We start from the raw sequence: 24357 nt of genomic DNA, 5'->3' as shown, positions 1-24357 counted from the left end.
GCGCGGATCAAAGAATATCGTCGAGGGCCGTCAATAGTTCATCAATCTCGTCGCGGCTTGTGTAATGCACGAAACTCAGGCGCAAAACGCCCTGCGCGGGATCGATCCCCATCGCCGTCAGCGGGCGCACCGCGTAAAAGTCTCCGCCCCCTGCCATGATGCCGTGTTTGGCAAGCTCCGTGGCCGCCTCTTCGCCGGGTCTGTTCAGGGCAACCGCCACCGTGGGTGCGCGATCTTCGGCGCGGTCAGGGCCCAAAAGCCGGACCGAATTGCGATCCTTGAGGTAATCCAGAAGCGGCTGTAGCAGCGTTACCTCATGCGCGCGCATCAGGTCATGCACGCCAACCGCCCGCGCCGAGGCCTCGCCGGTGATGCCGTGATGCGTCGCCAGATCGTCGAAATAATCCGCCATGCCCGCACTTGCCGCCACCTGCGCATGATCGGGGCCAGCCGGGGTAAAACGTTTGTAGAGCGTATCGGCGTTGAAATAATGCGCCTGATTGGGCAGCAGATTGCCCAACTCGCGGCGGATCACCATGATGCCCTGATGCGGCCCATAGGTTTTATAGGCCGAAAACAGATAGATATCCGGCCCCATTCCGCCCACATCCGGCAGGCCATGCGGCGCATAGCTAACGCCGTCGACACAGACAAACGCCCCCGCCGCATGGGCCAGCGCGGTGATGGCAACCACCGGGTTGATCGCCCCCACAACGTTGGAGCAATGGGGAAAACACACGAGGCGCACGCGCTCGTCCAGCAGGGCCTCAAGGTCTTCGGGGTCAAGCATGCCGGTGTCGGGATCGACCTTCCATTCGCGCACCTCAAAGCCCTCGTCGGCCAGACGCCGCCAGGGGCCTGAATTGGCCTCGTGGTCCTGATTGGTGACGATGATGGCATCGCCCGGCTCCATCCATTTGCGCACCGCCTGGGCCAGAACATAGGTATTGGCCGTGGTCGAGGGGCCAAAGCTTACCTCGTCATTGGCCACGCCAAGCATCGCGGCAAGGCGCGCGCGCGCCTCGTCCATTTCCTCGCCTGCAAGGCGGCTGGCCTCGTAGGGGGCATAGGGCTGAACCTTGCGCTGACGGTAATAGCGCTCAAGCCGGGCAATCACCGGCGCGCAGGTATAGGACCCGCCGGCATTCTCGAAAAACGCCTGCCCCTGAAGGGAGGGCTCTGCAAAGGCCGGAAACTGGGACCGTACAAATTCAACATCCAATGTCACCGCGATATCCCCCTGAAATCTGTGAGTGCAGGCACAAAACAGCAAAGCCCCCCGGCACGCAAGCACCGGGGGGCCATGATCTGTCATTTACCTTGCGCTGTCAGAGGCTTCGCTTTTCGCTTTGCAGCCCGCGGAAAATCGCCCAGCACATCACCAAAAGCACAAGCGTGAATGGCAGGCCGGTCGAGATCACCGCCGATTGCAGAGCGGCAAGCCCGCCGCCGACCAACAGCACGATGGCAACCGCGCCCTCGAAGATACACCAGAACACCCGTTGCGTGACCGGCGCATCAACCTTGCCGCCGGCGGTGATCGTGTCGATCACAAGGCTGCCGGAATCCGATGAGGTGACAAAGAACACCACCACAAGGATAATCCCGATGGTCGAGGTGATCGTCGCCAGCGGCAACTGATCCAGCATGTAAAACAGCTTGAGCTCAAGCGAGGCATCCTTGGCCAGGGTATAGCCGTCATTGACGACCTGGCTGATGGCGGTGCCGCCGAAAACGCTCATCCACAGCACGCAGACAAGGCTTGGGATCAGCAGCACGCAAATCAGGAATTCGCGCACCGAACGGCCCCGGCTGACGCGGGCGATGAACATGCCGACGAAGGGCGACCAGCTGATCCACCACGCCCAGTAGAACGCCGTCCAGCCCTGCATGAAGTTGGTGTCCTCGCGTCCGAACGGATTGCTGAGCGGAATGACGTTTTGCAGATAGGCCCAGAGGCTGTCCGCGAAGAACGTCAGCAGAAAGATCGGCCCGCCGACGATCAGCGTGAACCCCAGTAAGAGCGCCGCCAGCCCCATGTTGATCTCGGACAATACCTTGACCCCGCCATCAAGGCCGCGCACGACCGAGATAAGCGCGATGGCGGTGATCCCGGAAATCAGCAGCACCAGAAGCAGGCTCGAATTTTCGGCGCCGCTTTCCTCGGTATTGCCGTAGGGGATGCCGATGAAGCTTCGTGTGCCCTCTGCCGCGTCGCCCGACCCGTAAAGAAAGGTCAGCCCCGAGGCCGCCTGTTCGGCGCCAAAGCCAAGCGAAGTGGCCAGACCGAACAGCGTGGCAAAAACCGCCAGAATGTCGATCAGGTGGCCGGTCCAGCCCCAGACCCGCTCGCCAAAGATCGGGTAAAAGGCAGAGCGCAGGGTAAGCGGCAAACCTTTGTTATAGCTGAACAAGGCCAAGGCAAGCGCCACGACCGCGTAGATCGCCCAGGGGTGAAGCCCCCAGTGAAAGATCGTCGCCGCCATGCCAAGGCGCGTGGCCTCACCCGCGTCGCCACCCGCCGCGCCAAGCGGCGCCCAGTCAGAGCGCAGGCCGTTCTCGCCCATGGACGTGCCGCCCATCGAGCTTGCGAAATGGCTCATCGGCTCAGAGACGCCAAAGAACATCAGGCCGATGCCCATGCCCGCCGCGAACAGCATAGAGAACCAGCCGACATAGCTATAATCTGGCGTCGCTTCGGCCCCGCCAAGGCGAACGCTGCCATAGGGGCTGACGATCAGGAACAGGCAAAATACCACAAAGATATTCGCCGCCCCCAGGAAAAACCAGTCAAAGCCCTTGGTCACGGCCGAGAACAGCCAGCTAAAGGCGCTTGCGGCCTGTTCGGGCAAGGCCAATGCGTAAAACACGAACAAGACGATCGACATGCCCGAGATGAAAAAGACCGGGTTGTGAATATCAAGCCCGAATGGCCCGACTTGCGGTTGCACGTTGTCCTGACCGACCTCGTATTCGGTGTCGATCAGGTCGGATTGACCATCGGGCGTGGGAATGCCCTGATTTACTGTTTCCTCGGCCATTGAGGCCCCCTTTTTATATTAGCCGTTCTGTAGAACTTGCGCGCAAAAACGCCCGCCTTGGGGCGGGCTTTGGCGAAACGCGGCCACGCAAGATGCGTCGGCTAGTGTTGCGTTCTGGGTCCGATGAGGCACCAGGCGACCGGTGCCTGCGTCCTGTCGCCTGCTCCCAAAAGGGCCCGTTTGATGTGCCACCCTAACAAGCCCGCGCCGGTTCGCGCAACCGCGGGCACCGTGATAACCGCCCAAAAGCGACGTTTTTAACGTCGCAAATGCGTACTTAAGGCCCTGCAGAATCGCACGTGACGGGCCAGGCCGCCCCCGGTCGGGTGACGATTCAGAAACTTCACGTTTCCTTTTTCGCACTAAAGAATTGCTGAAATATCGGGCAAGCGGTCACCCCTCGGGGGCAAAAAGCGTCGCAAAATGGCGGTCGAGCGCCGCATTTCCGTCCACCGCGAAACTCTGGCTTGTGAGACACTCCTGCGATGGGGCGAAAGGCCGCATCCTGCGCGACCTTGACCAAGGCACGACCCAAAATGATCCGCCCCCAACCAAATAGAAACGGAACCGGGAAAATCACAGATGAGTATCAAACCCCCCTTTACCGATCTGGAGATCAAGACCGCTCCATCGGGTTTTTACGAAGGCTATAGCCTTCCGATCGCGCTTATATCCAAAACGGCCATGGTGCTTTTGGTGATCTGGGCGCTGATCTTTCCGCTCAATGCCAATGCGACGCTGTCCAGCCTGAACTGGAAGCTTCTGGAAGGCTTCAACACCTTCTACATCATCGCGACCGGCATCTTCGCCTTTTTCCTGTTTATCGTGGCGCTCATTCCGGCCACCGGCCGCCGCCTGATGGGGCGCGAGGGCGAAAAACCCGAGTTTTCCAACTTTTCATGGTTCTCGATGATGTTCGGCGCGGGTCTCGGTGTGGGCCTTATGGTCTTTGCCACCGCAGAGCCGCTTGGCCTCTGGGGGTCGAACCCAGTTGTTGTAGCCGGCGACGTTGAAGGCAATACAGTCGAGGCGGTGACCTCGGCCTATCGCTACACCTTCGCGCATTACGGCTTTCATGCCTGGGCGATCTATGTGGTGACCGGGCTTAGCCTTGCCTATTACGCCTATACCCGCGACATGCCGCTGACGATCCGCTCGGCGCTGACGCCGATCCTTGGGCGCGCGGCCAATGGCATCATTGGTGATCTGGTCGATATCCTTGGCGTTGTGGCCACCATTCTGGGGGTCTCTGTGACCATCGGCTTTGGCGTGTCGCAATTCGTCGATGGCGTTTATGCGGTCACCGGCATGGAATGGCTGATGAATTCGAGCGGTGAAACGCCCAAGCCCTCGACCGTGGGCCTGATCGCGGCGCTTCTGGCGATCATGGGCATGTCGATCATGTCGGCGGTCTCGGGCGTCGGGCGCGGGATCAAGTACCTGTCGAACCTCAACCTGGTGCTGTCTTTCATCCTGCTTCTGGTGTTCGTGATCTTTGGGTCTTTCGCCTTTGCGATGACCAAATACGCGACCGCTTTCGTCGATTACATCCTGCACTTCGTGTCGCTGTCGTTCAACGCCTACGGGCCGCTCTCGTCGGATGCCTTTGCCGCCGCCCTGCCCGCCGAGGCCGCACCGCTTGCCGGGGATCTCTTTGGTGGGGCCACCAATGCCTGGGGCAGCTATTCCGGCTTTGCCAGTGGGTTGACCGGCGCCGCCGCCGAATTGCCCGAGGCCACCAAGATCGCCGCCTATGAGGCCGGTACCGAAGGGCGTCTGTTCGGCTGGCAGGCCGGCTGGACCACCTTCTACTGGGCCTGGTGGATTGCGTTCTCGCCCTTTGTCGGTCTGTTCCTGGCACGCATTTCCAAGGGGCGCACCGTGCGCGAATTCATCCTTGGCTGTGTCATCGCTCCGGCGCTTGTGTGTTTCGCATGGATGACCATCCTTGGCGCCACCGCGATTGACCTGGAGCTAAGCGGCGCGGCCCAAGGCGCGATCATCGGCGCCTCCAACACCAACAAGCTGTTCGCGACGCTGAGCTTCATGATCGACGGCGGTCTTCTGACCAGCATCACCATCATGTGCGTGGTGCTGATCATGACCTTCCTGGTCACCTCGGCGGATTCGGGCATCCTTGTGATGAACACGATCATGTCGGGCGGTCAGGCCGAAACCGGGGTCAAGCACCGCATCATCTGGGGTCTTATCCTGACGCTGGTGATCGGCGCGCTGATCATCGCGGGCAACTCGGGCGCGGCGGCCGATCCGTTCGAGGCGCTGAAAAATGCCATGATCATCGGGGCCCTGCCCTTTGCCATGGTGATGATGCTGATGGTAATCGCGCTGACCAAGGCGCTTTACCGCGACAGCCTGCGCGACAAGCACGGCATCGCAGAGCCTGTGCCGGCCGAGTAATCAACCGCTCGCAAAAACCCGAAAATGGCGTCGCATCCCTGCGGCGCCATTTTTCTTTTCAGGAAAGAGCGCGGTAATGGCGCAGAACGTAAAGCCGGATCGCCGAGGCCAGCCCGATATCAACCCCGCGTTCGGCATCGATTTCGGCGGCCAGGGCATTGACAGGCATGCCTTTTTGCGCGGCAATCTCGCGAAACGCCTGCCAGAACTCCGCCTCAAGCGACACGCTGGTGCGATGGCCCTTGAGGGTCAGGGAATGCTTGACCGGGCGCGCGCTCATTCTTCGCCCTTGAGCTGATCGAGATCGCGCGTGGCTTTGGCGGCGCGCGCCTTTTCAAGCTCTTTTTGCGCCTTGCTGCGTCCGAACTTGACGGCGTTTTCATCCGCGCGGGCCTTGTCCTTGGCCCGCGCCTTGTCTTTTCTGAACCGGTTCAGATTGACCGGCCCCGATGTCATTTCGGGCCGATCATGTCTTCCGGGCGCACGACGCGATCAAAGGTTTCGGCATCGACAAGGCCAAGGGCAATCGCCTCTTCCTTGAGGGTGGTGCCGTTCTTATGCGCGGTCTTGGCGACCTTGGTGGCGTTGTCATAGCCGATGGTCGGCGCCAGTGCGGTGACCAGCATGAGGCTTTCCTTCATCAGCTTGTCAATACGCGGCTCATTGGCCTTGATGCCGTTCAGCATCCGCTCGGTAAAGCTATCGGCGGCGTCGCCCAAAAGCTGAATGGATTGCAGCAGGTTATAGGCCATCATCGGGTTATAGACGTTGAGCTCGAAATGCCCCTGGCTGCCGGCGAACTTGATCGCCGCATCATTGCCCATCACATGCGCCGCAACCTGCGTCAGCGCCTCGGCCTGCGTCGGGTTGACCTTGCCGGGCATGATCGAGGAGCCGGGTTCGTTCTCGGGCAGGATCAACTCGCCCAGACCAGAGCGCGGGCCGGAGCCCAGAAAGCGGATGTCGTTGGCGATCTTGTAGCACGAGCCCGCCACTGTCGCCAAAGCGCCGGACATGAACACCATCGCGTCATGGGCGGCAAGCGCCTCGAACTTGTTGGGCGCGGTGATGAATGGCAGGCCGGTGATCTCGGCCATGTTGGCCGCCACGGTTTCGCCCCAGCCGGGCGCGGTGTTGAGCCCGGTGCCGACGGCGGTGCCGCCCTGCGCCAGCTCGTAAATGCCGGGCAGCGTGGCGTTGACGCGCGCGATCCCCTGGCGGATCTGATGGGCATAGCCCGAGAATTCCTGACCAAGGGTCAGCGGCGTCGCATCCTGGGTGTGGGTGCGGCCGATCTTGATGATGTCCTTGAACTCTTCGGCCTTGGCATCAAGCCCCGCCAACAGCTTTTCCAGCCCCGGCAGAAGCACGTCGCGCGCGCTCATCGCGGCGGCGATATGCATGGCGGTCGGGAAAGTGTCGTTTGACGACTGGCCCATGTTGCAATGGTCGTTGGGGTGGACCGGGTCCTTGGAGCCGATCACGCCACCGAGGATTTCAATCGCGCGGTTGGCGATCACTTCGTTGGCGTTCATGTTCGATTGCGTGCCCGATCCGGTCTGCCAGACGACAAGCGGAAAGTTGTCGTCGAACTTGCCCTCGATCACCTCGCCTGCGGCCTCTACAATCGCATTGCCAAGGGTCTGATCAAGCTTGCCAGAGGCCATATTCGCCTGGGCACAGGCCTTTTTGATCACGCCAAGCCCGCGCACGATGGCGATGGGCTGTTTTTCCCAACCAATCGGGAAGTTCTGGATCGAGCGCTGCGTTTGCGCGCCCCAATATTTATCTGCGGGAACGTCTAGGGGGCCAAAACTATCGGTTTCGGTGCGGGTCGCGGTCATGGCAAAGCCTCTCTCTGGCGGTTTGTGCTGTTCATACCGCACGCACCGGAAAGATCAATACTGTATACTATGGGATACAGTGTCGCGCAGGGCGCAAGATCCCCCTGTGACGCGGATTATTTGCGAAAACTGTCAAGGCTGACCACATCGGCCTTGGTCTTTTCCGACTCAACTTCAAGGCTTGCGGGATCAGAGGCGTCATCATCGTCATCGCCATCGTCATCACTGTCCTGGGTTTCAAACCGCAGACCGAATTCGACCGACGGATCGACAAATGTCTGAATGGAATCATAGGGCACGTAGAGCGTTTCAGGCGCATCGCCGAAATTCAGCGTGATCGAAAACCCGTCATCGGTGACCTCCAGGTTGTCATACCAATGCTGCATCACCACGGTCATTTCCGCCGGATACCGCTCTTTCAACCAATCGGCCAGTTTGGCGTTAGGGTGAGTCGTATCGAAGGTGATGAAAAAGTGATGCGAACCGGGCAAGCCGTTGTCGCGCACCCCGGTCAACACCTCTTGGATCAGGCCACGCATGGCCCGGTGCATCAGATTTCCATAGTCGATTGAACGAGACATGCTTCACCCCGGGGAATTGCTGCGATTCAGCATAGGGGATTCGAAGCAAAACAAAAGACCCGCAATGCGCGGTCTCAGCTCAAACCATGCAGAGCGCCCGCAAACAGCACCATAAGCCCCAAAACACGCAGCATCGACAGGCGCAGCCAGAGCAATAAAGCGCCGGCAAGCAGTACCATGGCGAAACTGAGGGGGGCAAAGCTTGCGATCTCGGGCACCGGGCCAAAGCGGGTTTCGCTCACCGTGCCAAACAGCACGTGAAGCGCAAACCACACCGAGAGATTCGCAATCACCCCGACCACCGCCGCCGATATTCCCGCCAAAGCGCCCTTGAGGCGGGGCCGCTCCAGCAGGCTCTCGATATAGGGAGCGCCGGTGAATATCCAAAGAAAACAAGGTATAAACGTCACCCAAAGGGTCATCGCCCCGGCCAGAATGGCCAGCCCCGGCCCGCCTTTGGCAAAACCCGCCAAAAGCCCGACAAACTCGGTCACAAGGATGAGCGGCCCCGGCGTGGTTTCGGCAAGCCCAAGCGCGTCGATCATCTGCGCCGTGCTCAGCCATCCCTTGGTCGCGACCACGGTTTCGGTCATATAGGCCAGCACCGCATAGGCGCCGCCAAAGGTCACCAGGGCCAGTTTGCTGAAGAACAGCGCCAGATCGGTCAGAAACGTCGCCCCAAGCCCCCATGACCCCCCGATCGGCGCGGCCCAGAGAGCGCCCCAGAATGCGGCCGTGCGCAGGGTAGAGCCAAGCGGTACCGGAGTGGTCACAGAGGGTACGCTCGCCTCTCCCCGACTTGCCAGATAACCCCAGAGCGCCGCCGCCGCGATGATCAGCGGAAAGGGCAGCGACAGGAAAAACATCGCCGCAAAGCCAAGTCCGGCCAAGACCCAGCTTTGCGCGCCCGCAAGGGCGCGGCGCGACAGGTTCAAAAGCGCCTGAAGCACGATCACCACCACCGCCGCCTTGACCCCAAGAAACAACGCCTGCACCAGCGGCAGTTGACCGAAATAGGCGTATCCCATTGCCAGGGTCAGAATGACAACGGCCCCCGGCAGCACGAACAACAGCCCCGCCAAAAGCCCGCCGGGCACGCCGCGCAGCCGCCAGCCCGCATAGGTTGCCAATTGCATCGCCTCAGGCCCCGGCAACAGCATGCAGAATGACAGCGCGCCAAGAAACTGCTGCTCGCTCAGCCACTTGTGACGCACGACCAAGTCGTCATGCATCATCGAAATCTGCGCCGCCGGCCCGCCAAACGACAACAGGCCAATGCGCAGGAAAACGCCAAAAATTTCGATAAACGCAGGGGTCATGGCGCAAGTGATAGCGTCATGCCCACGCCGCGCAAGCGCCGATTGCCAAGTCGCGGCCAAGACTGCGCTGCAGCACAAACGTCCTGGTATACCGACCGCGCCGCGTTCATTGGTGCGCGGGGCCGATCAACCTGATTCGGTGCTATTCCTGATGCCAATAAAAGCGGCGGCCCGAGTGACGGGCCGACGCCCGCTCTATATCGATCAGCGATTTAACTGCGCGACGGGAAAATGCCCTGAAGCGCAACGCAATATCGCATGACGAGGAAAGGCTGTATGTTGTTGACCGATTGACCGCCGCCTGCGCGGCCTATCGCATTGCCGTTCATTGTCGTATCCGGGCTATTGGTTGTGTAATCCCGGTCGCGCCCGGTGCCCGCAATAAAGGTACTCTCTGGTGTTGTCGTGTTTCCACTCGACCGAGAGGCATTAAGAGAGTGCGAATGATTCGGCATCTGGTTGACCGTCAGAGAGTTGGTTTCCGTTCCGCCCCTTTGCCCCATCCTATAGGAAGACAGCCCCGGACCATTGCCAACATGCATCGGCACGCGGCCCCTCAGATCGGGCAAACCAAAGGTCGAGCGCCCGTCTCCGCCGTAAGTCGTGCCGTACAGCGAGAAGAGGGCGGAATACTGCGCGATCGGCAGAAGCTGGCCGTCCGCATTGGCCCAACCGCGGGGACAGAACGTATATCCCACCATCATGATTTGACCGATGAACGGGTCTGCTTGCGCTTCGGCGGGTTTCGGAGCAATCAGAGCAGCGGTTGACAAAGCCACGGCTGCGGCGAGGGTGTTGAACACATTGGGCATTGGAGTCTCCTATTCCTTTTCAGTAAAATGGATTGCGAAAAATGCAGCACCGACAACGCCTTACCCAATCGGCGAAATAGCCGCCGATCGATGTGCAAGGTTACAATAGATGACGCGCCGAGCGTCAACCTGGGCCTAGAGTGTCTTGCGACGCCGCAAGAGAGCCAGACTTCCCAGACCGGCCAACAGTAGCGGCAGGCCCGCGGGCAGCGGAATGGTGGCAGGCGGCGGGGCGGTCCCCGAAAGATCAAAGGTCAGCGAAAAGGTGCTGAGCCCGGCCGTGGCGGTTTCGACAAACGTCTTGCCCTCGACCTGACCGAACAACCCCAATGTACTTACACCGCCCAGCATCGCGGAATCGCTGGTTTGGCTGTCAGGCTGTGCATCTTCGAAAATCTCAAGCACGATTGAGGGCGTGTTTATGGCATCCGCAAAGACAACTTCAGAGAAAGCATCCACTGTTGCGAACAGATCGCCACCGCCAAGCGTTACGTCCGTCAGTGTGCGGGTGGATCCGCCGGTCACGGCCACGTTGAAATCGACGAAAAAATCGAAAACATGCGGAAGACCGGATGATGTGTCAAACCCCGCGATACTCGCCCCGGGATCTAAACTGAAGGACAGCGTTGTCGTTGATGCCGTAGAGGACGCAGTAACCTCGAGATTTGCCGGATCGAGAATGAAATCACCGGGAAAGGCCGGTAACGGCGTATTATCGGTGAAGACAAACCCTGAAAATGTCACGTCGCCCTCTACCAGTGACGCCCCTGCCGCAAGATCAGCGAGCGTCGCCGCATGCGTCGAAACGGATGTTATGCATAACGCGGACACTGCCGCAAACATTAATTTTTTCATTTTTCCAATCCTGAATAAATCATCAATTATTCGTGGATGGTCCCACCGACGGAACAGCATTGCAAGGTGAATATCCAAACGGACAATCAACCTACAGGTGATTTTCCCACGTCAAAGTTGGCAAATAGAAGGAAATATCTCGAAAATTCAGGAAAGTGCAGGCTTCTGTTGCCAGGTGCCTGCGAACCCCGCCTTACGCTGCTAGGCGCAAGGGCTTAGTTTTCGGTTTTTCTAACAGCTTACGCTGCGAGAGCTACCGGAGCACGATTGTCATTTGCAATTGTACTTTTCGGACCGATAACGGTGGTACCTCACCGAGACAAAGCAATACCCCTTTAGACGTTCGTCGATCCTGTTTCGACCCCAGGATCCCCCAAATGAAGGGATTATTGGTGGAGTCGCCGGGTACCGCCCCCGGGTCCGATCCGCGTATTACGAGCGCGTTTATGTCCATAGTCCCCGAAGAGACAAGCCACATATAGGGGCTATGGCGGGGCTTGCCTAGGGGGCGGGGCGCACTTTCTCGCGCCGGGTGATGGCAAGCCATATCCCGTCGCGCCCGCGCACCGTGAGATGCGCCACCGGCATGGCCGGGCGCTCGGCCACAAGGTCAAACCGATAGGTCCGCACCAGCATGGCCAGCAAAAGCGGCCCCTCGATCATCGCAAAGCCGGCACCGGGACAGACCCGTTGACCAGCCGAAAACGGCATATAGGCATTGCGCAGACAGGTCTTGCCGTTCTCGGTCTGAAAGCGGCCCGGATCAAACCCGTCCGGATTATCCCAGAGCCGCTCGTGACGATGCAGATGCCAGGGGCTGAGCACGATCTGCGCGCCGGTCGGGATGTCACGGTCGCGAAAACGCTCGGGACAGGTGGTTTCGCGCACCATCATCGGCACCGGCGGATAAAGCCGCAGCGCCTCGCGGAAGACATCGCGCGTCACGCGAAGCCGCGCCATATCGCCAAATTCCGGGCCTGCCTCACTGATCACGGCCTCGGCCTCGGCGGCGGTCTTGTCCTGCCAATCGGGATGCATCGCCAAGAGGTAAAGCGACCAGGCGAGGGCAGAGGCGCTTGTTTCATGACCCGCCAGAAAGAAAATCGCCACCTGATCAACCATCTCTTCGGTCTCAAACCGCTCACCGGTGACCGGATCGATGGTGGTCATGATCTTGGTGGCCAGATCGTCAGGCGCGGTGTCGGCCGTGATCTGCTGCATCCGGGTCGTCGTCAGTTCGGTTATCAACGCGCGAATGGCGCGGGCCGTCTCGCGGGTACGACGACGATGAAAGCGCGGAAACCAGCGCGGCAAAGGCACAAAAGCGGCAAGGTTCAACACCGGCTGGGTGCGCTGATGGTTACGAAATTCGTCAAACACCCGCGTAGCGACCGCGTTTTCAATCGGGATTGAAAACAGCGTACGGAAAATCACGTCGGCTGCGGCGTGGCTGGCCTCTGCCTCGATTTCGACGGGGTGGCCGGTTGCGAGCGGCGCAAGGCGCGCAACCGCGCCCTCGCCCGCCTTGCGCATGGCGGCGAATGTGTCGCGCAGGCGCCCGCCTTCGAACGCCGGGTCGATGATGCGGCGCTGATGCTTCCACAGATCGCCATTGGTGACAAAAACCGATTGCCCCAAAAGCGGGCGCAGCCCCTCGCCGACGCGGTCGGATTTGGGAAAATCATCGGGGCGCGTCTTGAGGATAAGGTCAATCAGCTCGGGCTGATTGCAAAGGTAAGAGCGAAAGAACGGGGTGCGAAATTCGGCCATCCAGGCGCGATAAAGCCGCGCCGGTTGGGCCGAGAGGATATCCTCGCGAAACAGCCACAGATAGCGCCAGAGCGAGACCCGGCCGGGGCGCGGCGTTGGTTTCGGCGGCGGGCTCAAGGCGCGATGCTCCGATAGCCCGAGGTCGGACGCTCGATCCGGCTTTTGGAAGGGGCGCGACCGGCGTAACGGCTGCCAAGGGTCTTGGGCCCGGCGGTGATCTGGAAATAATCGTAATCACCGGGGCGATCAAAGGCGCAGAGATATTGAAAATGCAGCCGGAAAAACCGCCACCGCAACGCCTTCCAGCGTTCCGGGCTAAGCGTTTGGGAAAAGGCCGCAGAGAGTACCAGCGGCCAGCGTTTGTTTTCCGGCGCGACGCCGGTAACGCAAACCGGATCGCAGAGCGCAAAGGCGCAGCCATCGCCGGGGGCGGTGACATCGACCCACGTCAGTTCCTTGCGCGCCGAGAGATACGCCAGATCGGCCCGCAGGCGATACGCCCGCGGCAGGAACGACACCATCGGCACCACCTGTCCCAGCGACAGGAACGACAGCGCCGGGCCGTCCTTGGGCACCCGCCCCGCGCGGATCAGATCGGCCAGGATCGACACCCCGAGATGCGCGCCGGACGAGTGCCCGACAACCAGCACCTCATCACTGTCCTGCGTCAACGCCTCGGCAATTTCGGTGGCGAACGCGGCCAGGCGCGCCTCGAGCTCGGGCGGGTTGGCGCCAAGGTGGAGCGCCGAATAGGCGTAATCATGCATCAGGTAATAGGCGAAAAACCGGCCGTCCATGCGCCGGAACCATGCCAGCACCACAGGCACCACCAAAAGCCCGCCCCAGGCCGCCAAAGGATGCCAGAGGGCGAGAACACGGCCAAGTCCCCAGGCCAGCAGCAGAGCCAGCCCCAGTTGAGCGATCAGAAAGCCGACCGGGTAAAGCGCTGCGATTACCGGCCCCTTGCGCAGCCGCATCAGCCGGAACAGAGCGCCCGTGCCGATATAGGTGGCCGCCGTGCGGATCAGTTGCAGATAGGTGGCGATGATCCCGTTATTCATGCTGGATTTGACGATATCGGACCAGACCAGCACCGAGACCTCGCTTTGCACCTCTGCGCCGTCGATCTTTGCCGCCACGCTCCAGCCAAAGCGCGCGCCCGGGGCCCCCGCTGCGCCGGCGTCAAGCGAGATGGCATAGCCAGACACCCCCGCCTGCGCGGCGCTTTCCTTGCGGTAAAGCTCGCGGTAGCGGCGCGGCGGAATGGGATCATATCCCGGAATGTAAAACACCCGCCTGCGGCGGACTTCGGGGGGTTGGGGGCTGCTCATACCTTACCTCTTGCGCGGGCAAGCCTAGCGCAGGATTTTGCCAAGAGTAAGGACTTATCCAAGCACCGCCAGCGCCGGAAAGGTTTCGAGCAGCCAGAATGAAAACGCCGAAAAGCCGCCGGTGAGCATCAAAAGGCCAATCGTCCAGAGCAACAGGCCCATCACCCGCTCGATCTGTTCCATATGCCGCTTCATCCAGCCCATAAGCCCGGTCAGGCGCGGCAGGAAGGCCGCCACAAGCAGGAACGGCACGCCAAGGCCAAAGGCATAGACCGCCAAAAGCGTGGTGCCGCGCGCGACGTTGCCCTCGGAGGCGGCAAGAGACAGGATCGCGCCAAGCTGTGGCCCGATGCACGGCGTCCAGCCAAAGGCAAAGGCCAGCCCCAGAACATAGGCGCCAAAGGACGACCCGCCCTGATCCCCGGCATCAATCCGCGCCTCGCGATCCAGAAAGGAAATCCGGTAGATGCCGATGAAATGCGCCCCGAAGGCCATCACAAGAACGCCCGCTACAGTGTTGAAATAGCTCTGATATTGCAAGAACACCGTGCCAATCGCCGAGGCGGTGAAGCCAAGGAACAAGAACACCGTCGAAAGGCCCAGAACAAAGAACAGCGCCGGCACCACCGCGCGGGCGCGTTTGCCAGAGCCATCGGAAAGCTCACTCAGGCTGATACCGCTCATATAGGCGAGATATGGCGGCACGATCGGCAGCACACAGGGGCTGAGAAATGAGATGATCCCGGCCATCAGGGCCACGATCATCGCGGGCAAAAGGCCGGCGTCTATGATTTCGATTCCAAACATGCCTTTTGACATAGCCCGTTCATGGCCGCGCGTCACCCGGCATTGCGTCACAACCTTGTGGACAGGCTGTAACAAGGCCGCTATCTGGCGGGTATGACACCGAAAGATACCCTGGATGCCACCGGGCTTTTATGCCCCCTGCCTGTTCTCAAGCTGCGCAAGCGGTTGAAATCGCTTGACGTTGGCGATCTCATCGCGATGCAGGCCGATGATCCGGCGGCGGTGATCGACGTGCCGCATTTTTGCGCCGAGGCCGGGCATGACCTTGTCGAGGCCAAAGAGGCGGACGGCGTTCAGACCTATATCATCCGCAAATCCTGAGCCCCGCCAACGCGAAACGCCGCGCTTTTCAGGGCGCGGCGTTTGCATGTTTGAAATCAAGGCGATACCTTAGCCGCCAAGCGACCACCAGCCTCGGCGTTTGGGCTTGGCGTCTTCCTTTGCGACCTCTTCCACCATCGGCGCAGGCTCTGCTGCGGCGGCAACCGGAGCGGGCTCTGGCTCTGGCGCAGGGTCCGGCGCGGCCACGGGTTCGACCACCTCGGCAATCGGTTCCGGAGTCGGTTCGGGGGCCACCTCAACCGGCGCGTCTGCGACAGGCGCTTCGGCTGGGGTCTCGGGGGTCGCCTCTGCGGCTACTTCCGGCTCTTTCTTCTTGCGCGGCGCACGGGTGCGCTTTGGCTTCGGCTTGGGCTCTGCCTCAGCGGCAGGCGCGTCGGCCTCTGCGGCACCGGCGCCGGTCTCGGCCTCAGCCTCAACCGCCTTGGGCTCGGGCTTTTTGCGGGGGCGGCGTGTGCGCTTGGGCTTGGGCTTTTCTTCGGCCTCAGGCTCGGCTGCGGTCTCGGCTGCTTGCTCTGCGGGCTGCGCGTCGGTCGCGGGCGCGGCCTCTTCGCTTACAGCGCCATTGTCGCCGTTTTCACCATTCTCGCCGTTGTCATCCTGACCATTGCCATTGGATTTCGACCGCCGACGCCGACGCCGACGTCGCTTTTTCGGCTTGTCGCCATCCTCGGCATCGGCCTCGCCATTGGTTTTCGGGGTCGCGACTTCGGTTTCGGCCTCCGCCGCGTCTTCGGCGACATCCTCTTCGATCTCATCCTCGAGGTCGTCCATCAAAGAGCTGTGGGCCGACACGAACTGCGGAATGACCATTTCGGGCACGGCGCGAGTCGCTGTCTTGAACTTTTCAAGCGTGAAATCGGGGCTGACAAGCCTCGGGTCGCCCTCGATACGCACCGAAAGGCCATAGCGGGTTTCGATCCCGGCCACATGCTCGCGCTTTTGGTTCATCAGGTAATTGGCAATCTCCACCGGACATTTCACCAAAACCTCGCGCGAGCGGCGGCGCACGCCCTCTTCTTCGATCTGACGCAGGATCGACAGCGCAAGACTGTCGTCCGAGCGGATAAGACCGGTGCCATGACAGGTCGGGCACGGTTGTGTCGTGGCCTCAATCATGCCGGGGCGCAGACGCTGGCGCGACATTTCCATCAGGCCAAAGCCGGAAATCCGGCCAACCTGAATGCGCGCGCGGTCGGTCTTGAGCTTGTCCTTCATGCGCTTTTCGACGGCCGAGTTGTTGCGACGCTCGTCCATGTCGATAAAGTCGATGACAATAAGACCGGCCAGATCGCGCAGGCGCAATTGGCGGGCCACCTCATCGGCGGCCTCAAGGTTGGTCTTGGTCGCGGTTTCCTCAATCGAGCCTTCCTTGGTCGCGCGACCAGAGTTGACGTCGATGGCGACAAGCGCCTCGGTCACACCGATCACGATATAGCCGCCGGATTTGAGCTGAACCGTGGGATTGAACATGCCCGACAGGTAGGATTCGACCTGATGGCGCGCGAAAAGCGGCTGTTGATCGACGTAATGTTTCACGTTCTTGGCGTGGGACGGCATGATCATCTTCATGAAGTCCTTGGCGATGCGATAGCCGCGCTCGCCCTCGACCAGAACCTCGTCGATGTCACGATTGTACAGGTCGCGGATCGAGCGTTTGATCAGGTCGCCTTCTTCATAAATCTTCGCAGGCGCAATGGATTTCAGCGTCAGCTCGCGGATTTGCTCCCAGAGGCGCTGAAGATATTCGTAATCGCGCTTGATCTCGGCCTTGGTGCGCTTGGCCCCGGCGGTGCGCACGATAAGACCCGCGCCGGACGGCACGTCGATCTCATTGGCGATTTCCTTGAGCTTCTTGCGATCGACCGCGTTGGTGATCTTGCGGCTGATGCCGCCGCCACGCGCGGTGTTGGGCATGAGGACGCAATAGCGGCCTGCAAGGCTCAGGTATGTGGTCAGCGCCGCGCCTTTGTTGCCGCGCTCTTCCTTGACGACCTGTACAAGAAGGATCTGGCGAACCTTGACCACTTCCTGGATTTTATAGCGACGCGGGCGCGGTTTGCGCACCGGGCGGATATCTTCGCTGTCATCTTCATCGGCGACAGATTCGATGTCATCATCACGCGAGGCATGGTCGCGCTTGGTGTCGCTGTCGTCACCCTCGTCGTCGCCATGATCGTCAGCCGCGTCCTGGCCAAGACCTTCGGCATCGGCGGTGTCGGTTGCGGCCTCGTTGAGCTCGGATTCGGGCTCTTCCACGGGGGTTTCGGCCACCCGCTCCATCGGCGAAGAGCCTTCTTCGCTCTCGCCCTCAAGGTCGATGGTTTCCATGCCCGAAATCTCGGCATTGACGACCGCATCATCGGATTTGGTGGTTTCTGCCTTGGCCTTTGAGCGCGACCGCGACCGGGTGCGCCGCTTGGGCTTTTCGTCTTCTTCCTTTTGCGCCTCGGCATAGGCGCGCTCTTCTTCCATCAGGGCTTCGCGGTCAGCGACCGGGATCTGATAGTAGTCGGGATGAATTTCCGAGAAGGCAAGGAACCCGTGGCGATTGCCGCCATAGTCAATGAACGCCGCCTGAAGCGACGGTTCGACCCGGGTAACCTTTGCTAGATAGATATTGCCTGCAAGTTGGCGTTTGTTTTCGGACTCAAAATCAAATTCCTCGACCTTGTTTCCGTCGACCACCACAACGCGGGTTTCTTCCGCGTGGGTGGCATCAATGAGCATTTTCTTAGCCATGTTTTCCGTTTGCATCGCGGCGCACACACCTGCCCCGGTGGGGCGGCGTGTCGCGGGAGATGTCTGATAAGGGCGATAGCGCGCGCGCAGCACAGGGCGCCTGTGGCGGCCCCGGCTATGACGTTTTGATGTGTCGCGCGCTTCATCGCGGTTCTTTTACTCCGGCACCCGTCAAGGCGCCAATTCAGGGCCTGACCACCCTGCTATCAGGGATCAGGCGTGTATTTGGCCCCTGTTAAGGGGCCCAATCGGCCTATCGGGAACTGCGGGATATAAACCCAAGCCTGCACCCAATAGCGAAACTCTCTCGGAGGTTGCATCGCAATGCATGTCTCCATCCAATTACACTAAAGCGTCACATGGAGGAATTACAATGGAGAAAATGCGATTGCGGCCGATTGAGCGCTCAGAGATAATCCGAGCGCTGCAAACCGTATTTCGCCATTTTCTCGTTCAGCGTGCGGCGCGGCAGGCATAATTCATCCATCACCGCCGCGATTGAGCCCTTATGGCGGCGCATGGTGTTGTCGATCAGCATCCTCTCGAACGCCTCGACATACTCCTTGAGCGGCTTGCCTTCGGTGGTCATCACCGGCTGCATGTCCTGATGATCCGAGATCAGCAGCGAGGCGATGGTGCCACTGCCCCGGCGCGATTGAAGCACCGCGCGCTCGGCGACGTTGAACAATTGGCGCACATTGCCCGGCCAGGGTGCCTGCAACAACTGGGTTGCCTCCTGGGCCGAGACCTGCGGCGCCTCGCAGCCGTAATCATCGGCAAACTGATCGCTGAACCGGGTAAACAGCGTCAGGATATCCTCGCCCCGCTGGCGCAGCGGCGGCAGGGTGATGCGCAGCGACGCCAGACGGTAAAACAGATCCGAGCGCAGCGCGTCTTCGCAGGTGCGCCCCTCGTCCTGCATGTTGGAGATCGCGACAATGCGGATCTCGGGCGGCGTGCCGTCCTCGTTGATATGGGTCAAAAGCCGGGCCTGCGCGGCCTCGGACAGAGATTCGATATCCTCAAGCACAAGCGTGCCGCCGCGCGCCTCTTCAACAGCCGGTAACTGGGTGTCTTCGGGGTGCATCGGGCCGAACAGCCGCTTGATAAGCGCCTCATCCTCAAACGCGGCGCAGGACACGGAAACAAACTTTTTGCCCGCCCGTGCGCCAACCGCATGCAGGGCATGCGCCACAAGCGTCTTGCCGGTGCCGGTTTCGCCCTCGATCAGAACGTGGCCATCGGCCTGCCCCAGATCAAGGATATCCTCCTTGAGACGCTCCATCGCCTGGCTGGTGCCGATCAGCTTTTTCATGAGCTGACCGCCATCCGACAGTTCCTTGCGCAAGGCGCGGCTATCAAGGGTCATACGGCGCGCATTGGTGGCCTTTTTGGCCAACTCGGTCATGCGGTCGGGATTGAACGGCTTTTCCAGAAAATCAAAGGCACCGATGCGCATCGCCTCGACCGCCATTGGCACATCGCCATGCCCGGTGATCATGATCACCGGCAGGCTTGAATCCGCGCCCATCAGCTTTTTGAGAAACTGCATGCCATCCATGCCTGGCATCTTGATATCGGTCACCACAATACCGGGGTAATCGGCCCCAAGCGATTTCAGCGCCTCTTCGGCGCTTGGAAAGGCCTCTGTGTCATAGCCCGAAAGGGCCAGCCACTGGCTGATCGACTGTCGCATGTCTTTTTCGTCGTCAACAATCGCAATCTTCATCGCACTTGGCATTTTGCATCACTCCGCTGCACGGGTCTCTTCCGGCTCTTGTTGCAAGATAGGCAGTTGCATCTCAAATACAGCCCCCCCACCGCTCGCGTTGCGCGCGGTGAGGCGTCCGCCCAGGTCGTTCACGATACCCGATGAAATGGCAAGCCCCAAGCCAACCCCGTCGCCGGGCAGCTTGGTGGTGTAGAACGGCTCGAACAGGTTCTCGAAGTTGATGATGCCGCTGCCATTGTCGCGCACCGTCAGGATCGCGGTTTCGCCTGCCGCCAGCAGGATGTCGATGGTGGCATCCTCGACGTTTTCGGTGGCATCCATGGCGTTGCGCAGAAGGTTGATCATGACCTGTTCCACCCGCACCCGATCACCCATGATCATCACCGGTTCACTAGGCAGGGTGCGGTCGATCTTGACCTTGCGCAGGCGCAGCTGCGGTTCCATCATCGCAAGCGCCGAAGCAAGCGCATCGCCCATGTTTACAGGCTCGAACGTGTCACCATTCTGGCGCGCATAGGACTTGAGCTGCTTGGTAATCGCGCCCATCCGCTCGATCAGATCGTCGATCCTCTGGAACGAGGACAGCGCCTCGTCGGGGCGGTTGCGGGTCAGCAAAAGCCGCGCCCCGGCCAGGTAGGTTTTCATCGCCGCCAGCGGTTGATTCAACTCGTGGCTGACCGCCGCCGACATCTCGCCCAGAACGGCCAGTTTCGAGCTTTGCTGAAGTGTCTGTTCGGCCACGGCAAGGTTCTCCTGCACTCTCTGACGCTCGGCGATTTCCCGCTGGAGGCGGGCATTCAATGCGCGAAGCTCTGCCGATTCCCGCTGAAACAGGGCCATCCGCACCACAGTGCGCCGGTTCAGGAAATAGAATGCAAGCGCCAGGAGAATCGCAAAGGCCATGATCTCGAGCGCGAGATAGCCGTTCACCTTGTCGCGCACGGTGGCGTAGGTGGTGAAACTGGCGATCCGCCAGCCACGGAACGCCACCCGCCCCTCGACCCGCATCACCGCCTCGCCGCGCACATAGGCGTCGGGCGGCAGCGCGGTCCAGTCGGCGGTGGCCTGAATCGCGCGCTGAATGGCGCTGTTGGCAGGCTCGCGGCGCAGGGCGTCGGCCTCACTCACACCGCGCCATCGCGGTTCGGTCGCAAGGATGATCTGGCCCTCGCTGTCGGTGACCATCACCGCGTCGGAAATGCCCGCCCAGGCCCGCTCGTATTTGCGCAAATCGACCTCGACAAGGATCACGCCAAGCACTTCGTTCTGGGTATCAATCCGGCGCGAATAGTAAAAGTTGTACTGCCCGGTTTCCTGGCGCAACACCTTGAAAACAGTATCTCTTGAGCGCAGGGCATCGACGAAATACGGCTCTTGCTTGAGCGATTTGCCAAGCGAGCTTCGCTCGGTCGCGGCCACCGTGCGCCCGTCCTTGTCCAGCAGCGTCAAAGAGGCGGCGCCAATCTCGCTCAGGAAGGAAATGAGGCGTTGCGTCGACTGGGCATAATCATCGGTGCTGAGCGCGCGGATAAGCGCGGGGTCGCGCGCCAGAAGCTGTGGCACGATCGCGTTCTGGCGCAGCTCGCTCAGCAGGTTGCCGCTATAGAGCACAAGCCGCAGTTCAGCGCGGTTGCGGGTGTTTTCGGTAAACCGGTCGGTCAAAAGGCGGTTGGTCACCACCACCACCGAAACCGCCAGCACCACAAGCACTACGAGCACAAGGCGTGCCCGCCAGCTTATGGTGCGCATGCGCGGAACCGGGGATTTGATAAATGAGCCGCTCATGGCCTAGACCTTAGGCCGCGAGGGCGCCCATCTCAAGGCGCGCGCATCACTGGTATCAGGCGTCGGCAAGCTGGCCCACAAGCGAGGTGAACATCGCCGCCCCGTCGGTGCCGCCATGAGTTGGCTCTGCCATCCGCTCGGGATGCGGCATCATGCCAAGAACCCGACGGTTTTCCGACAGGATGCCGGCAATGTCGCGGGCCGAACCGTTGGGATTGTCGTCATAGGTAAAGGCAACCCGATCCTCGCCTTCCAGCCTGTCAAGCGTCGCCTCATCGGCAAAGTAATTGCCATCGTGGTGGGCAATCGGAATGGTGATATGGCTGCCCGCAGCATACCCTTGGGTAAAGGCGCTATCGGCGGTTTTGACCGTAAGCGAGACCGGCTTGCAGATATACTTGAGCCCGGAATTGCGCAGCAGAACGCCCGGCAGAAGGCCGGTTTCGGTCAGCACCTGAAAGCCGTTGCAGACACCAAGCACGTATCCGCCCTTTTCGGCGTGGCTGATCACCGACCGACAAATCGGCGAATTGGCCGCAATTGCCCCGCAACGCAGGTAATCGCCGAACGAAAACCCGCCGGGAACGCCAATCAGGTCCATACCGCCAGGCAGTTCTGTATCCTTGTGCCAGACCATGGTCACATCGGCCCCGGCTCTTTCCAGAGCAACGGCCAGATCGCGGTCGCAGTTGGATCCAGGGAAGACGATGACAGCCGCTTTCATAGCGCGCTCCTTAGCTTGAGAAATCTGTGATGACTGCTACGCCGGGCGGGGCCGCCTTGTCAAACGCCGCAAGCTCTGACGTCACGCCGCTGAGCGCGATACGGCGGGTCACCAGCGGGTTAAGATCGACATGACCGCCCTCAATCAGGCTGAGCAGACTGGGATAGCGCCAGCTCGGCATGCCGCGCGTGCCGTAAATCGCCAGCTGCCCGGAATAGACCACATCCATCGGAATCGGCATGGTCGCGTGATCGCCCGCAGGCATGCCCACCTGAACCAGCCGCCCAAGCTTGCGCAGGGATTTGAGCGCGCCGATGGTTGTGGCCGCAATGCCCAGGGCCTCGATCGCAAGATCGGCCCCGCCGCCGGTGATCTCTTTCACAACAGTCGCGGCATCGACCTGCGCCGCATTGACCACCGCATCGGCCCCAAGAGCCGTGGCAAAGGCGAGTTTTTCGGGAACGATATCAACCACCACGACGCGCGCGCCAAGCGCACGCCCCAGCAACAGCGCCGAAATCCCGACACCGCCCCCGCCAAAAACCGCCAGCCATTCGCCGGGGCGCAGCGCCGCGCGCCCGGTCAGTGCGTGCCAGGCGGTTGTCACCCGACACCCCAGCCCGGCGGCCAGCTCGGGGCTGATCCCTGTCGGCAACGCAGTCAGGTTGGCATCGGCAAAGGGCACGGCAATCTGTTCGGCAAAGGCGCCCGGAATGGTGAACCCCGGCACCGCCTGATCAAGACAGATCGTCTGATTCCCGGCGCGGCAATCACAGCAGGCCCCGCAGGCCAGAATAAAGGGCGCAATGACCCGGTCTCCGATTTGCCAGCGGGAAGTGCCCTGACCGACGCCAATCACCTCGCCGCAAAATTCATGGCCAGGCGTATGCGGCAAGGACACATCAGGATCGGCCCCGACCCAGGCATGCCAGTCCGAACGGCAAACGCCACAGGCCAGAACCTTTAGAACGACACCACCCTTGGGCGCCTCAGGATCAGGTAAGTCAACGATTTCAAGCGGTTCCCGCCAGGCCGTCAGCCGGGCAGCCCGCATCAGCCCAGCTCCACCGAGTAGCTTTCGATCACGGTATTGGCCAGAAGCTTTTCACACATATCGGTGACGGTCTTGCGGGCCTCGGCCTCGTCGGTTTCGGCAAGGTCAAGCTCGATCACCTTGCCCTGACGAACGCCGTTCACCCCGTCAAAGCCCATCGACCCAAGTGCGTGGCGCACGGCCTCGCCCTGCGGATCGAGAACCCCGTTTTTCAACATGACATGCACGCGTGCTTTCATGGCGTCTTTCCTATGTAGTCTGGCGGCGCGCAGCGCGCCGGGTGGTCATTGGGCGCAGGCGCGCACTCAGTTGATCAGCGTCGGCCGTGCCATCGGCGTGGCGCCTTTGGGCATGATGCCCAGGCGGTTCGCCACCTCGGTATAGGCATCCGTAAGGCTGCCGAGATCACGGCGGAACACGTCCTTGTCAAGCTTGCGGCCGGTTTCGATATCCCACAAACGACAGCTGTCGGGGCTGATCTCGTCGGCGACGATCAGACGCTGGAAATCACCGTCATAGACGCGGCCGACCTCGATCTTGAAATCCACCAGCTTGATGCCGATACCGAACATCACACCGGCCATGAAATCATTGACCCGTAGCGCAAGGCTCAGGATATCATCCATGTCCTGCTGGCTTGCCCAGCCAAAGGCGGCGATATGTTCTTCGGTCACCAGAGGATCGCCAAGCGCGTCATCCTTTAGGCAATATTCAACAATCGGGCGCGGCAATTGCGTGCCCTCTTCGATGCCAAGGCGTTTGGCCATCGAGCCTGCGGCATAGTTGCGCACGATGATTTCAAGCGGCACGATTTCGCAGGCACGCACCAACTGTTCGCGCATGTTGATGCGCTTGATGAAATGCGTCGGCACGCCGATCGTGTTCAGACCGGTCATGAAATATTCCGAGAGCATGTTGTTGAGCACGCCCTTGCCTTCGATAACCGCCTTTTTCTCCGCGTTGAAAGCGGTGGCGTCATCCTTGAAATACTGAATGATCGTGCCGGGTTCGGGCCCTTCATAGAGGGTCTTTGCCTTGCCTTCGTAAATTTTCTTGCGCCGCGCCATGCCAACTCCGCCGGTTGGGTCAGGGGCCGAGTCCCCCGTACCGTTGCGTCCTCATAGTGCATGGGCAGCATTGTCGCAAGATCACGTTGGCCCCTTGCCCTTTGACGCACAGAATTGCATATCTTGGTAGACATTA

Annotated in this window: 22 protein-coding genes and 1 other RNA gene; 3 read left to right on the top strand and 20 right to left on the bottom strand. The window is 60.7% G+C overall.

Annotation, left to right across the window (positions count from 1 at the left end; translation table 11 throughout):
- Window positions 1–7: 7 nt before the first annotated feature.
- A complete protein-coding gene (locus BUB78_RS15565; protein WP_073199581.1) occupies window positions 8–1228 on the bottom strand; it encodes an aminotransferase class V-fold PLP-dependent enzyme in 1221 nt (406 codons plus the stop codon).
- A 100-nt stretch (window positions 1229–1328) separates the two neighbouring features.
- The gene (locus tag BUB78_RS15560) at window positions 1329–3041 is read right to left on the bottom strand and encodes a BCCT family transporter (RefSeq protein ID WP_073199579.1); all 1713 of its coding nucleotides are present in this window, start codon (window positions 3039–3041) and stop codon (window positions 1329–1331) included.
- Window positions 3042–3623: 582 nt separating this feature from the next.
- On the opposite strand from BUB78_RS15560, the gene BUB78_RS15555 reads away from it, so the two are divergent.
- Window positions 3624–5459, top strand: coding sequence for a BCCT family transporter (locus BUB78_RS15555; protein WP_073199577.1), 1836 nt, complete (start codon window positions 3624–3626; stop codon window positions 5457–5459).
- A 58-nt stretch (window positions 5460–5517) separates the two neighbouring features.
- Here BUB78_RS15555 and BUB78_RS15550 read toward each other — a convergent pair whose 3' ends face one another.
- The 11 genes from BUB78_RS15550 to BUB78_RS15500 form a co-directional block, all read right to left on the bottom strand.
- Complete coding sequence (locus tag BUB78_RS15550; protein ID WP_073199575.1) at window positions 5518–5739, bottom strand: ribbon-helix-helix domain-containing protein; 222 nt, start codon at window positions 5737–5739, stop codon at window positions 5518–5520.
- The gene (locus tag BUB78_RS15545) at window positions 5736–5915 is read right to left on the bottom strand and encodes a DUF4169 family protein (RefSeq protein WP_073199573.1); all 180 of its coding nucleotides are present in this window, start codon (window positions 5913–5915) and stop codon (window positions 5736–5738) included. Before BUB78_RS15545 ends, BUB78_RS15550 begins: the two co-directional genes overlap by 4 nt.
- On the bottom strand, window positions 5912–7303 hold the full coding sequence (gene fumC, locus BUB78_RS15540) for a class II fumarate hydratase (protein WP_073199571.1): 1392 nt from the start codon (window positions 7301–7303) through the stop codon (window positions 5912–5914). Before fumC ends, BUB78_RS15545 begins: the two co-directional genes overlap by 4 nt.
- A gap of 116 nt (window positions 7304–7419) precedes the next feature.
- On the bottom strand, window positions 7420–7884 hold the full coding sequence (locus BUB78_RS15535; protein WP_073199569.1) for an SspB family protein: 465 nt from the start codon (window positions 7882–7884) through the stop codon (window positions 7420–7422).
- A 74-nt stretch (window positions 7885–7958) separates the two neighbouring features.
- Window positions 7959–9203, bottom strand: a complete 1245-nt coding sequence (gene chrA / locus BUB78_RS15530; RefSeq protein WP_073199567.1) for a chromate efflux transporter — start codon at window positions 9201–9203, stop codon at window positions 7959–7961.
- 212 nt (window positions 9204–9415) lie between these two features.
- A complete protein-coding gene (locus tag BUB78_RS15525; RefSeq protein ID WP_084732909.1) occupies window positions 9416–10015 on the bottom strand; it encodes a phage tail protein in 600 nt (199 codons plus the stop codon).
- A gap of 135 nt (window positions 10016–10150) precedes the next feature.
- A complete protein-coding gene (locus tag BUB78_RS21245) occupies window positions 10151–10960 on the bottom strand; it encodes a VPLPA-CTERM sorting domain-containing protein (protein ID WP_245813530.1) in 810 nt (269 codons plus the stop codon).
- A 64-nt stretch (window positions 10961–11024) separates the two neighbouring features.
- Window positions 11025–11378: a transfer-messenger RNA gene (gene ssrA / locus BUB78_RS15515) on the bottom strand.
- Window positions 11372–12757 (bottom strand): cytochrome P450, encoded by a 1386-nt coding sequence (locus BUB78_RS15510; RefSeq protein WP_170865088.1) that lies wholly within the window; start codon window positions 12755–12757, stop codon window positions 11372–11374. Before BUB78_RS15510 ends, ssrA begins: the two co-directional genes overlap by 7 nt.
- A complete protein-coding gene (locus BUB78_RS15505; RefSeq protein ID WP_073199563.1) occupies window positions 12754–13971 on the bottom strand; it encodes a hypothetical protein in 1218 nt (405 codons plus the stop codon). Before BUB78_RS15505 ends, BUB78_RS15510 begins: the two co-directional genes overlap by 4 nt.
- A gap of 54 nt (window positions 13972–14025) precedes the next feature.
- On the bottom strand, window positions 14026–14778 hold the full coding sequence (locus BUB78_RS15500; RefSeq protein ID WP_073199609.1) for a cytochrome c biogenesis CcdA family protein: 753 nt from the start codon (window positions 14776–14778) through the stop codon (window positions 14026–14028).
- A gap of 93 nt (window positions 14779–14871) precedes the next feature.
- On the opposite strand from BUB78_RS15500, the gene BUB78_RS15495 reads away from it, so the two are divergent.
- Window positions 14872–15099: a sulfurtransferase TusA family protein gene (locus tag BUB78_RS15495; protein WP_073199561.1), complete on the top strand. Its 228-nt coding sequence runs from the start codon at window positions 14872–14874 to the stop codon at window positions 15097–15099.
- A 69-nt stretch (window positions 15100–15168) separates the two neighbouring features.
- On the opposite strand, the gene BUB78_RS15490 is transcribed toward BUB78_RS15495, so the two are convergent.
- Entirely contained in the window at window positions 15169–17859 is a 2691-nt protein-coding gene (locus BUB78_RS15490) for an Rne/Rng family ribonuclease (protein WP_073199607.1), read from the bottom strand.
- 59 nt (window positions 17860–17918) lie between these two features.
- Between BUB78_RS15490 and BUB78_RS20955 the strand changes: the two genes are divergently transcribed.
- Window positions 17919–18098, top strand: a complete 180-nt coding sequence (locus BUB78_RS20955; protein WP_220084017.1) for a hypothetical protein — start codon at window positions 17919–17921, stop codon at window positions 18096–18098.
- A gap of 167 nt (window positions 18099–18265) precedes the next feature.
- Here the strand turns inward: BUB78_RS20955 and BUB78_RS15485 are convergent, their stop codons facing one another.
- The 6 genes from BUB78_RS15485 to purC form a co-directional block, all read right to left on the bottom strand.
- Window positions 18266–19600, bottom strand: coding sequence for a sigma-54-dependent transcriptional regulator (locus tag BUB78_RS15485; protein WP_073199559.1), 1335 nt, complete (start codon window positions 19598–19600; stop codon window positions 18266–18268).
- 6 nt (window positions 19601–19606) lie between these two features.
- Window positions 19607–21376, bottom strand: a complete 1770-nt coding sequence (locus BUB78_RS15480; RefSeq protein ID WP_073199557.1) for a sensor histidine kinase — start codon at window positions 21374–21376, stop codon at window positions 19607–19609.
- A 55-nt stretch (window positions 21377–21431) separates the two neighbouring features.
- Window positions 21432–22100, bottom strand: coding sequence for a phosphoribosylformylglycinamidine synthase subunit PurQ (purQ, locus tag BUB78_RS15475; protein ID WP_073199555.1), 669 nt, complete (start codon window positions 22098–22100; stop codon window positions 21432–21434).
- A gap of 10 nt (window positions 22101–22110) precedes the next feature.
- Entirely contained in the window at window positions 22111–23154 is a 1044-nt protein-coding gene (locus tag BUB78_RS15470; RefSeq protein ID WP_073199553.1) for a zinc-dependent alcohol dehydrogenase family protein, read from the bottom strand.
- The gene (gene purS / locus BUB78_RS15465; RefSeq protein ID WP_073199552.1) at window positions 23154–23393 is read right to left on the bottom strand and encodes a phosphoribosylformylglycinamidine synthase subunit PurS; all 240 of its coding nucleotides are present in this window, start codon (window positions 23391–23393) and stop codon (window positions 23154–23156) included. Before purS ends, BUB78_RS15470 begins: the two co-directional genes overlap by 1 nt.
- A 66-nt stretch (window positions 23394–23459) precedes the next feature.
- Window positions 23460–24221 (bottom strand): phosphoribosylaminoimidazolesuccinocarboxamide synthase, encoded by a 762-nt coding sequence (gene purC / locus BUB78_RS15460; protein WP_073199550.1) that lies wholly within the window; start codon window positions 24219–24221, stop codon window positions 23460–23462.
- Between the last annotated feature and the right edge of the window lie 136 nt (window positions 24222–24357).

Source organism: Roseovarius marisflavi (assembly GCF_900142625.1).
In the GTDB taxonomy this organism is placed as follows: Bacteria; Pseudomonadota; Alphaproteobacteria; order Rhodobacterales; family Rhodobacteraceae; genus Roseovarius; species Roseovarius marisflavi.
Note: the sequence above shows the minus strand (reverse complement) of the source record. Positions and strands in the feature narration are given on the sequence as shown.